7 protein-coding genes are annotated in these 11,979 nt (G+C 68.6%); 3 read left to right on the forward strand and 4 right to left on the reverse strand.

Annotated elements, in window-relative coordinates; all coding sequences use genetic code 11:
• Positions 1–48 precede the first annotated feature (48 nt).
• Positions 49–3,510, forward strand: coding sequence for a methionine synthase (gene metH, locus R3A49_09010; GenBank protein MEZ5170869.1), 3,462 nt, complete (start codon positions 49–51; stop codon positions 3,508–3,510).
• A gap of 5 nt (positions 3,511–3,515) precedes the next feature.
• On the forward strand, positions 3,516–5,573 hold the full coding sequence (locus R3A49_09015; protein MEZ5170870.1) for a sulfatase-like hydrolase/transferase: 2,058 nt from the start codon (positions 3,516–3,518) through the stop codon (positions 5,571–5,573).
• A 15-nt stretch (positions 5,574–5,588) separates the two neighbouring features.
• Here R3A49_09015 and R3A49_09020 read toward each other — a convergent pair whose 3' ends face one another.
• Together R3A49_09020 and R3A49_09025 are read right to left on the reverse strand one after the other, a co-directional pair.
• Complete coding sequence (locus R3A49_09020) at positions 5,589–6,488, reverse strand: hypothetical protein (protein MEZ5170871.1); 900 nt, start codon at positions 6,486–6,488, stop codon at positions 5,589–5,591.
• 16 nt (positions 6,489–6,504) lie between these two features.
• Positions 6,505–7,584, reverse strand: coding sequence for a Xaa-Pro peptidase family protein (locus R3A49_09025; protein ID MEZ5170872.1), 1,080 nt, complete (start codon positions 7,582–7,584; stop codon positions 6,505–6,507).
• A 43-nt stretch (positions 7,585–7,627) separates the two neighbouring features.
• On the opposite strand from R3A49_09025, the gene R3A49_09030 reads away from it, so the two are divergent.
• Positions 7,628–8,812, forward strand: a complete 1,185-nt coding sequence (locus R3A49_09030; protein MEZ5170873.1) for a hypothetical protein — start codon at positions 7,628–7,630, stop codon at positions 8,810–8,812.
• A gap of 37 nt (positions 8,813–8,849) precedes the next feature.
• Here R3A49_09030 and lipA read toward each other — a convergent pair whose 3' ends face one another.
• Both lipA and R3A49_09040 read right to left on the reverse strand, forming a co-directional pair.
• Complete coding sequence (gene lipA / locus R3A49_09035) at positions 8,850–10,520, reverse strand: lipoyl synthase (protein MEZ5170874.1); 1,671 nt, start codon at positions 10,518–10,520, stop codon at positions 8,850–8,852.
• On the reverse strand, positions 10,517–11,866 hold the full coding sequence (locus R3A49_09040; protein ID MEZ5170875.1) for a dihydrolipoamide acetyltransferase family protein: 1,350 nt from the start codon (positions 11,864–11,866) through the stop codon (positions 10,517–10,519). Before R3A49_09040 ends, lipA begins: the two co-directional genes overlap by 4 nt.
• Positions 11,867–11,979: the final 113 nt, after the last annotated feature.

Here is an 11,979-nt window from a genome sequence, read left to right on the forward strand (position 1 = left end):
CGCCTTTGGCGTCGGGCCCGGCAAGGCCCGGCCGGTAGCCTGAGTCAGATGGATTCCTCGTTTCTCGACGCGCTGCGTGAGCGCGTCCTCGTGTTCGACGGTGCTGCGGGCACCAACATCCAGGACCGCGACCTCGGCCCCGACGACTTCGGCGGCGAGAACCTCGAGGGCTGCAACGAGATCCTCGTCGACACCCGCCCCGACGTGATCCGCGATCTCCATGCCTCGTTCCTCGAGGTCGGCTGCGACGCCGTCGAGACCGACACCTTCGGCTCCTTCCCGAACGTCCTCGCCGAGTACGGCGTCGCCGAGCGCGCCTTCGAGCTCTCCGAGACCGCCGCCCGCCTCGCCGTCGACGTCGCCTCCGACTTCGCCACCCCCGACCGTCCGCGCTGGGTCGTGGGCTCCGTCGGGCCGGGCACGAAGCTGCCGTCACTCGGGGCCATCGGGTTCCCCGAGCTGCGCGACGGCTACCAGGTCCAGATCGAGGGTCTCCTCGCCGGCGGTGTCGACGTCGTGCTCATCGAGACCGTCTACGACCTCCTCCAGGCCAAGGCGGCCGTCATCGCCGCGCGCCGGGCGATGGGCTCCGCGGGCCGTGAGGTCCCGCTGATGGTGCAGGTCACGGTGGAGACGACCGGGCGGATGCTCGTCGGCTCCGAGATCGGGGCGGCGCTCACCTCCCTCGAGGCCCTGCGACCCGACGTGATCGGCCTCAACTGCGCCACGGGCCCCGAGGAGATGACCGAGCACCTCCGTCACCTCTCCCAGCACGCCACCACGTACCTGTCGTGCCTGCCCAACGCGGGCCTGCCCTCGGTCGTCGACGGGCGCACGCACTACGACCTCACACCCGACGGTCTCGCCGAGGCGCAGGAGCGCTTCGTCGACGAGTTCGGCGTCAACATCGTGGGTGGCTGCTGCGGAACGACCCCCGAGCACCTGCGCCGTGTCGTGGAGACGATCGGTACGCGGGTACCGACGCAACGCGAGCCCGACGTCGAACCGGGCTGCTCGTCGCTCTACAGCCACGTCCCGTTCCAGCAGGACCTGTCGTTCCTCGTCGTCGGTGAGCGCACCAACGCCAACGGCTCGAAGAAGTTCCGCGAGGCGATGCTCGAGGGCGACATCGACACGTGTGTGCTCATGGCTCGTGACCAGGTCAAGGAGGGTGCACACGTCCTCGACCTCTGCGTCGACTACGTCGGGCGCGACGGCACCGCCGACATGGACGAGATCGCCGCACGTTTCGCGACCCAGGCGTCCATCCCCCTGGTTCTCGACTCCACCGAGCCCGACGTCCTCGAAGCGGGGCTCCAGCACCTCGGTGGGAAGTCACTGCTCAACTCGGCCAACCTGGAGGACGGCGACGGCGAGGGCTCGCGCTGCGACCGCGTGCTCCGTCTCGCGCGTGAGTACGGCACCGCCGTCGTGTGCCTCACGATCGACGAGGAGGGTCAGGCCCGCACGGCCGACTGGAAGGTACGCGTCGCCAAGCGGATCCACGAGCTCGCCACCGAGAGGTACGGGATCGACCCGACCGACCTGGTCTTCGACGCCCTCACCTTCCCACTCGGCTCCGGCCAGGAGGACCTCCGAAAGGACGGCATCGAGACCATCGAGGCGATCCGGCGCATCAAGGCGGAGCTGCCGGGCGTCTCCACGATCCTCGGCGTGTCGAACGTGAGCTTCGGGCTCAAGCCCGCCGCACGCCACGTCCTCAACAGCGTCTTCCTCCACGAGTGCACGGAGGCGGGCCTCGACGCCGCCATCGTGCATGCGGCACGGATCCTGCCGATGCACAAGATCGACGAACGGGCCCGCGAGGTGGCGCTCGACCTCGTCTACGACCGGCGCACCGACGACTACGACCCTCTCATCGAGCTGCTCGCGCTCTTCGAGGACGTCGAGGCCGGCGCCATCGAGCAGGAGGACCGCTCCGACTGGCCCGTCGAAAAGCGTCTCGAGGCCCGGATCGTCGACGGCGACGCCGACGGGCTCACCGACGACCTCGACGAGGCGCTGGCCGACCGGCCCGCTCTGTCGATCATCAACGACGTGCTCCTCGAAGGCATGAAGACCGTCGGTGAGCTGTTCGGCAGCGGCGAGATGCAGCTCCCGTTCGTGCTCCAGAGCGCCGAGACGATGAAGGCCGCCGTCGCGCACCTCGAGCCACACATGGAGAAGGCCGACTCCGGAGGCAAGGGCCGCATCGTGCTCGGCACGGTCAAGGGCGACGTCCACGACATCGGGAAGAACCTCGTCGACATCATCCTCACGAACAACGGCTACGAGGTCTACAACCTCGGCATCAAGGTGCCGATCCCCGACTTCGTGGAGAAGGTGCAGGAGGTCGACGCCGACGCTGTCGGGATGAGCGGCCTACTCGTGAAGAGCACGCTCATCATGCGCGACAACCTCGAGGAACTGAACGACCGTGGGCTCGAGAGCGTGCCGGTGCTTCTCGGCGGCGCTGCCCTCACCCGAAACTACGTCGAACGCGACCTGCGCGAGGTCTACAAGGGCCGACTCTTCTACGGCAAGGACGCCTTCGAGGGCCTGCGCACCATGGACGCGCTCGTCGAGGGCAAGAAGACAGGTGAACTCGACCCGGACTTCGGTGTGGCACCCGGTGGACGCGAGCTCCCCGCGCGCAAGTCGCAGCGCGAGGAGCCCGAGGCTCCTCCTCCCGGCACCCGCTCCGACGTCGCCACCGACGTCCCGGTGTTCGACCCCCCGTTCCTCGGATCGCGTGTCGCCAAGGGTGTGTCGCTCGACGAGATCTCCGCCTACGTCAACGAGACGGCGCTCTTCCGCAACCAGTGGCAGTTCCGACCCGAGAGCGGTGAGAACGACGCCGAGTTCAAGGACCGTATCCGGCCACAGCTCCGGGAGTACGTCGAGAAGGCCAAGGAGGACGGCTGGCTCGTCCCGGCAGCGGCGTGGGGCTACTTCCCGGTCAACGCCGACGGCGAGGATCTCATCGTCTGGACCGACGACGACCGCACGTCGGAGCGTCTCCGCTTCACGTTCCCGCGGCAGCGCAAGGACAGGTTCCTCTGCATCTCCGACTTCTTCCGGACCGTCGACTCGGGCGATGCCGACTACGCGGCCTTCCACGTGGTCACCATGGGAAGCGAGGCGACCGCCCTCGAGCGCGAGCTCTTCGCCGCCGACAAGTACCAGGACTACCTCTTCACACACGGGCTCTCGGTGGAGATGACCGAGGCCATGGCGGAGCTGTGGCACCGGCGCATCCGCGAGGAGTGGGGTTTCGCCGACGAGGACGGGCCGAGCCTCGCGGGGCTCTTCCGCCAGCAGTACCGCGGGTCGCGCTACTCCTGGGGCTACCCGGCGTGTCCCGATCTCGCCGACCAGGTGAAGGTGGCCGAGCTGCTGGAGATCGACCGCATCGGGGTGAACCCCACCGAGGAGTTCCACCTCGAGCCCGAGCAGTCCACCTCGGCCATCATCGTCCCTCACCCTGAAGCCAAGTACTTCATCGCCTGAGAACGGTGAGCGAGAGGGCGCCGCGTCGATTCGAGCCGCGCGTCGAGCTGCGTCTCTTCCTCGAGCTCCTGGGCGTCTACAGCCTCGCCCTCACGCAGCCGATCCTGTCTGTCTTCGGGAAGAGCCCCGAGACGTTCGTGCACCTGGGCGCCGGCCGCTGGATCATCGTGGTGTTCGCCCTCGTCGTCGCTCTCGTGCCGGCCACTGCACTCTGGGGGATCGAACTCCTCGTCGCCCTCGCCGACGTACGCGCACGACGGTGGGTCCACATCGGGATGGTCTCGCTGGGCGTTGGTGTCTTCGTCCTCCAGATCTTCCTCGACGCGATGGGCCTCCCGCTCGTACCGAGCTACGTGCTGGCCGGTGCCGCCACCGGCGGCTCCGGGCTCGCGTACACGCGCTTCACATCCGTACGCTCGTGGACCGCCTACCTCTCGCCTGCCGCGCTGGCTTTCACGTTCTTCTTCCTTCTCGCGTCCCCGGTCAGTACCCTCGTGCTGCCGAGCGACGTGGCGCTGGCGGATGTCGAGCTGTCCGGTGCCGAGACACCCGTCGTGCTGATCGTGCTCGACGAGTTCCCGACGCTCACGTTGATGGACGCCGACGGGATGATCGACCGCGATCTCTTCCCTTCGCTCGCAGCACTCGCCGACGACTCCACCTGGTACCGAAACGCCACAACAGTGCACACCCTCACGACACACGCCGTACCGGCGGTGGAGACGGGGCAGATGCCGCCCGAGGCGCAGGTTGCCCCCGACGCATCTGTGTACCCCGAGTCGATCTTCACGCTGCTCGGCTCGAGCTACGAGGTCAACTCGATCCAGGCGTTCGCTGTGTGCCCGAGTTCTGTGTGCCCACCGGTCACGGACGGAGCGATCGGGATCCTGGGCGACCTCGTTCGAAGCGCGTGCGACGTCTTCACCGAGCGCCTCACGACCGACGGTGAGGCCGACGGGCTGGCCGCCACCCTCGAGGACAGGCCGCACGACGAGATGACGGCGGAACGGGTGGAGGGCTTCGAGGCGTTCGTCGACACGATCGGGCCGGGCCGGACCCTGTCCGCTGGCCACACTCTCCTTCCGCACCACCCGTGGCTTCTGCTGCCGTCGGGTGATCTCTCGAATTCGACCTACGAAGAGGAGCATCCCGTGACGACGGGCGGCTGGGGGGATCCCGAGGTGGCGGCCATTGGCCGTCAGCACCACTATCTCCAGATGATGTACGTCGACACACTCGTCGGCGAGGTGACGTCGAGGCTCGAGGAATTGGGTGTCTACGACGACGCGCTCATCGTGGTGACAGCTGACCACGGCATCGCGTTCAAGCCCGGTGAACCCCGACGCCTGTCCACCGAGCTCTCCGTCCCCGAGGTTGCCTGGGTCCCCCTGATCGTGAAGCTCCCGGGGCAGACGGAGCCCGTGGTGACCGACGAGAATGCTCTGACCATCGACATCGTGCCGACGATCGCCGACGTTCTCGGGATCGACATCCCGTGGAGTGTCGACGGAATCCCGCTGACGAGCGAGACCCGGACGGGCACCGACAAAGCCTTCGTTCCGTACCAGGAGAACCCCGAGGACTTCTACCCCTTCGGTGAGGATCTCGACGGCGACGCCGGGCTGTCCGAACTGCTCCAGCGCGCGCGCGGACGCTTCGTGGAAACCATGGACCCGCGAGCGCGACCCTTTGCGCGCGGAGCCCACGGCGAGATGGTCGGGCGACCGGTCGCCGACTTCACGGTTGGCCCCCCTGCTTCGACCACCGGCACATGGAACAGCCCACCGTCGGACGACGACCTCGACGCCGTCGAGGGCAGACCGGTCCGGCCCGTGTGGATCTCGGGGCTGATACCCGACGAGTTCGGTCCCGACCCCCAGCTGGCCTACGTCGTCGACGGTGTCGTCGTCGCGACCTCCGCAACCTTCGAACCGGCAGACGGACGCAGGGAATTCGGGACGCTGCTCCCCGAGTCCACGGTCGGTGCAGGACCTGTCGAGGTGTACGCCATCGAGGACGGTAGAGACAGCCTGGTGCTCCGGCCGCTCACCTTCGACGGGTGAGCGACGCCAGACCGACTACGGAGAGAGGACGGCGCGCGCCACGAGGTCCTGGCCGAACGCGGTGAGGATCGCCAGGTAGAGGAGCCCCGTCGTGGCCATGACCGCCGAGTAGTAGCGCTCGCGTACCGCGGCGTAGGCCACCCCGATGAGGATGATCGTGGCGGCCGCGCACGCCAGCCACGTCCACCCGAGGAGGCCGCCCCACCCGTCGTCGATGGTGCCGTTGATCACGCTGATCATGCCCGTCGGAACGAGGTACACGACGACCTCGAAGGGCCAGAGCACGCCGCTCCACACGACGAGCTCCCGGATCGGGCCCCTGCCCAGACCGGGCTGCATGAGATACCAGTGCCCGAGGAGCATGGCGTCGGTGATGACTCCGAGAAACGCGGCGCCCACGACGAGTCGCGACAGGGTGAGCGCGTAGTCGCCGCCGTCGGCCGACGCGGCCCCGCACAGGCCGATGAGGGCAACCGTCGGCGCGACGAGATCGAGAACAGGGGGAAACTCCCGCCCGACGGGTTTGTCGCCCAGCACCTCGGCTGCATTGACCTCGTCGTTGGAAACGCTCGGCGATTCACTGTCATCGAGCATCGCTGCGACCCGCTCACGCCTGCGCTCCCTGTCGGCGCGCGCTCCCGACACCCCGGCCTTGCGCATCGCCACGGACACCGCGAGCACCGACAACGCCGCAACGACTGTCCCGAAGGAGCAGACGGTTCGGACGACAGCGCCGGTGCCGGAGTCACCGAGCACGACAGCGGTGAGGCCGGCACACAGGGCGATCGCCGCCCACACGGCACGCTGGACCCACCCGAAACCGAGGCTCACCTCACGGTGCCGCGTCGTGACCCAGGTGAAGGCGAGGCCTCCCGCCGCCCACTGGAGCAGAACGGTGGAGAAGTCGAGCGTCATCGTCACCGACCGTTCTTCACTCCACCACGGCGATGTCGCGTGGCGAGACGGTGAGGCGCAACGGGCCGTCGTCGGTGACCGCGACGATGTCTTCGAGGCGCATTCCCCACTCCCCGCCCACGTAGATCCCCGGCTCGACCGAGAACACGTTTCCGGCCACCAGCGGAGTGTCGTTCCCCGCGACGATCCACGGCTCCTCATGAGTCTCGATCCCGATGCCGTGGCCCGTACGGTGCACGAAGTTGCCACCCCACCCGGCGTCGCCGATGATCCGCCGGGCGGTCCGGTCGACGTCCCGGGCCGGCACGCCGGGCCTCGCCGCTCTCACGGCCTCGTCCTGTGCCTCGGCGAGGACGGTGTACGCCTCCGCGATCTCCCCCGGCGGATCGCCGACGGCGAACATCCGCGTCGTGTCGGACGAATAGCCGCCGAGTGACCCGCCGAAGTCGCACACGACCAGGTCGCCGTCGTCGATCAGGCGGTCACCGGCCTCGTGGTGCGGACTGGCGCCGTTCGGGCCCGACGCCACGATGACGAAGTCGACCCGGTCGTGGCCGGCCTCGAGCATCCGGTCACCGAGCTCGCGCTGGATCTCACGCTCGGCGCGCCCACCGAACGGGCGATCGCGCATCGCAAGCGCCACAACATCAACGGCGGCACCCGCACGGGCGAGGGCATCGATCTCTTCGCTGCTCTTGACAGCCCGCAGCGGTGCCAGAACACCACTCGCCCTGCTCCACGCCACACCCGGCATCCGCTCCTGGAGCCCGAGCAGGACCGACGCGCGTGTCCGGTCACCGACCGCCACCCTCCTTGCATACCCGGCACGACCGATGACGAGATCGAGCGGCTCGTCGGTCTCGTCCCACGAGAGCACCTCGTCGATGATCTCCGTGGGGCCCACCCGTGGCTCCTCGAGGCGGGGAACGACCAGCGTCGCCTGATCGCCGGTCAGGACGAGCATCGTGAGGCGCTCGAGGTCCGGGGCGTCGTATCCCGTGAGGTAGACGAGGTCGGCACCGACCGACAACAGGAGACAATCGACGCCCATCTCGTCCATGCGGGACCGCACCCGCTCGACACGCTCTTCGTACACACGCAGAAGGCTACGACCCCGCGCTCGCGCCTACCGTGTCGAGATGCGTACGTGCACGATCGTCACCCGGAGCTACGTTCCGTTCGCCCGAGTTCTCGCGACGTCGTTTCTCAACAAGCATCCATCAGGAACATTGACTGCGTTGGTCTTCGATGCGGAGGTCGGTGAGATCGAGGGCGAACCGTTCGAGGTGTGGACACCTGACGATCTCCGTCTCTCACCGTCGGAGTTCCGTCGGATGGCGATGATCTACAACGCACTGGAGTTCTCGACGGCGCTCAAGCCGTTCCTCCTCGAACGCCTGCTGGACGGCTCCGACCAACCCGTCACGTACTTCGACGCCGACATCCAGGTCTTCGCTCCCCTCGGGGACATCGACCACCGGGCGCGGGATTCGGAGATCGTGTTGACTCCGCACCTGCTCTCCCCCATCACCCGCGATGGCCTACTGCCGTCGGAGGCCAGCATTCTGAAAGCGGGCGTCTACAACCTCGGGTTCCTCGCACTCGGGCGGAACCACGCGATGCTTCCATGGTGGCAGGACCGACTGCGGCGACACTGCCTCGCCGATTCCGACGACGAGTCGTTCGTCGACCAACGGTGGATCGACTTCGTTCCGGGCCTGTGGGATCACTGGATTCTTCGCGACGCCGGGTGCAATGTGGCGTACTGGAACGTCGACCAACGCACCGTGGCCCACGATGGAGCCGGGTACACCGTAAACGGTCATGCGCTGCGCTTCTTTCACTTCAGCGGCTACTCCCCCGATCGGCCCGACGAGCTGAGCCGCTACCAGACGCGCACCACACTGCGCGACCACCCGACGCTGGCCCGGTTGTGCGACGACTACGGGAGGCGCCTCCTCGACGCGGGTTTCGACGAGTTCCGGGACGTTCCCTACCGGTATGGCGCCACGGGCGGCGGAACGCCGATCGACACCACCGCACGACGCGCGGCACGTAGCGCTCTACTCGCCCACGAGACCGACGGTGCCGACACTCCCCCTCCCGATCCGTTCGACAGAGGGAGCGGAGACGACTTCGTCGACTTCATGCGGAGCCCCGCGCCGGGAGGTCGCGTCTCCCGGTACCTCGACGCACTCTGGCGACGCCGGCCCGACCTCCAGATGGCCTTCCCCGACCCGGGCGGTGCGGATGCCGACGGGTACGAGGAATGGGCCGACATCGAGGGTCGCCACCAGGACGGCGTGAGCCCCGACTACCTCTGAGCGTGGAACAGTGTCGGCCCCACCGAACCGTAGGGCGTCAGGACGTCGCGACGAAGCCGCCGGCAGGACGAGTCACCGTGGGGCGCACCGCTTCCTTGGCGTGGTAGCTCGAGCGTACGAGGGGGCCCGACTCCACGTGGCCGATCCCCAGGTCGTGGCCGAACTCGGCCAGGGCGGCGAACTCGTCGGGGTGCCACCACCGGTCTACCGGAAGATGCGCTGCGGTGGGACGCAGGTACTGGCCGATGGTCACGATCCCGACGCCCACGTCGCGCAGGTCGACGAGCGTGGAGCGCACCTCGTCGGGCGTCTCACCCATCCCGAGGACGAGCCCCGACTTCGTCGTGAGACCCGCCCGTGCCGAACGTGCGAGGACCGACAGGGACCGGGCGTAACCCGCCGACGGGCGGACCGCCCGTTGGAGGCGGGCCACCGTCTCGATGTTGTGGTTGAAGACGTCGGGTGCGGCATCGGTGACCGTCTCGACCGCCTGCTCGTCGCCTGCCAGGTCCGAGACGAGGACCTCGACAGCCGTCGTGGGCCTGCGCTGCCTGATCGCAGCGATCACGGTCGCGATGTGTGCGGCGCCGCCGTCGGGAAGGTCGTCACGTGCCACCATCGTCACGACCGCATGGTCGAGCGCCATGCGGGCCACCGCTGCGGCGACGCGAGCCGGCTCGGCGGGGTCGGGGGCCGCGGGCCGGCGCGTGTCGACGAGACAGAACCCGCACGCCCGGGTGCAACGCTCGCCGAGCACCATGAACGTGGCTGTTCCGTCTCGCCAGCATTCCCAGATGTTGGGGCACCCCGCCTCTTCGCACACCGTGTGCAGCTCGAGGTCGCGCATCGTCTTCTTGAGCGAGCGGTACTCAGGACCGAGGCGGGCCTTCACCCTCATCCATTCGGGGCGGTGGAAATCGGGCGTCGGATCGGCGTCGACGCCCGCATCGGCCAGTCGCCCCAGGAGCCGCACACGGGTTCCGTCCTCCTGCGTGGGCACTGCATCGAGAGCGGCGCTCCCTTCCCGGGAGAACAGCGAGAGATCCGACGGACGGTGACGCCATGCCACGTCAGAGCGCTCGACCTCGTCGTGGCCGAAGGTCCGGGCGAACTCCTCCACGACGGCCTCGGCGACGACACGTATGTCGGACGGGCCGCCGAGCTCCGCCACAGAGGTGACGCCCCGGTCGCGAATCCCGCACGGCACGATGTGGTTGAACATCGCCATGTCGGGATCGACGTTGAGGGCGAAGCCGTGCCGGGTCCGACCGCGGGCCACCCTCACACCGATGGCCGCGATCTTCTCGTCGCCGACCCACACACCGGTGAGACCATCGCTCGTACCGGCCTCGATGTCGAAACGGCCCAGTGCAGTAACGAGGACCTGCTCCAGCGCCCGCACGTAGGCCACGACGTCACGCGTGCCGCCGCGCCACTCCGGCAGGTCGAGGATGGGATAGCCCACGAGCTGACCGGGCCCGTGGTAGGTGACGTCACCGCCGCGGTCTGCCTTCACGAGTTCCGCGCCGACGTCGACAGGAGGAACGAGGACGTGCTCGGGGTCCGCGCTGCTTCCCAGCGTGTAGACGTGGGGGTGCTCGAGCAGGAGGAGGTGGTCGTCGGTGGCGTTCTCGTGGAGAGCGCGCTGGAGGACGTCGGCCTGACCGTAGGGGACCGTCCCGAGCCAGCGGACCCGGAGGCGGGTCATTCGAGCTCGGCCTCCCAGTCGCGCCCTTCGAGGATCTCCTTCATCTGGGCCAGGAACGCCGAGGCGTAGGCACCGTCGAAGGCTCGGTGGTCCCACGTGAGAACGAGCATCCCGGTGGCGTGAACGGCGATGGTGTCTTCGCCGTCGGGGCCCTCCACGACGACCGGGCGCTTCTTGATGCCATCGGTCGAGAGGATCGCCACCTGGGGCTGGTTGATGATCGGAAGCGTCATGTGGCTTCCGAACGGCCCCGGGTTGGTGATGGTGAACGTGCCACCGACGAGGTCGTCGGGGCCGAGCCCGCCGCTGCGCGCCTTCTGGGCGAGGTCCCGGATCTCGCGGGCCAGCAGCCGGATGCGCTTGCCGTCGGCCGCGCGAACGACCGGGGCCACGAGGCCCCGGTGGTCCATGTCGACGGCGATCGACAGGTTCACGTCGTGGTGGATGACGAGTGACTCGCCCTCGACACTGGCGTTGAGCCGGGGCCAGTCGTCGACCGTGTCGCAGAAGGCGCGGACGATGAAGGGCAGGTAGGTCAGCGAGAAGCCCTCACGGTCCTTCCACGCAGACCCGTGGCTCCCACGGACCCGCTCGACGCGCTCGAAGTCGACCTCGACCGAGGTGTACACGTGGGCGCTGGTCGCCAGGGAGCGGACCATGTGCTCGGCGGTGCGGCGCCGCACGTTGTCGAAGGGCACCGTTTCATCGCCCTGACGCGGCGCTGCGCGAGAGGATGCCGGCGTGGCGGAAGACGTTGGGCCCGGCGGTGGTGCTGCGGCGCCGTGACGGTCGGCGTGGGCCAGGACGTCGCGGCGTGTGATGCGCCCGCCTTCTCCGGTCCCCACGATCGTCGACGCGTCGAGTCCCTTGTCGGTGATGAGGCGCCGCACGACGGGGGACGTGACGACCGCGCCCTCGGAGGTGGGGGGAGGTGGTGGGGGCGGAGCCGCGGAAGTCTCACGGGGGGGTTCCACCGGAGTGTTCTCCGGCTCGGGGGCCGGTGGGGGCATGGGCGCCGCCTCGGGGGGTGACTCCGCCGCGGGCTCTGCGACCGGTTCGTCAGGCTCGGCCGATTCCGTCGCCTCGGCTGATCCCGTCGTGGTCGGCGGCTCGGATGCGGCGCCTCCGGCGTCGTCGATCACCGCCAGGCGGTCGCCGACCTGAGCGGTGTCGCCCTCGGCCACGACGATCTCACGGAGAACACCGGCAACCGGCGAGGGGACCTCGGAGTCGACCTTGTCGGTCGACACCTCGAAGAGCGGTTCGTCGAGCTCGACGGTGTCGCCGGGCTGCTTGAACCACTGCGTGATCGTTCCCTCGGTGACAGTCTCCCCGAGCTGCGGCATGGTCACATCCATATTTCCCGCTCTCCGTGCTCCGCACGAGGCCGCTCGGGCCCCGCCTCGGGCGGCGCAGGATACCTGCGCCGCTTGTTCTCGGCTTCGTTTCCTCTTCTTCG

Source organism: Acidimicrobiia bacterium, from assembly GCA_041394025.1.
In the GTDB taxonomy this organism is placed as follows: domain Bacteria; phylum Actinomycetota; class Acidimicrobiia; order IMCC26256; family JAOSJL01; genus JAOSJL01.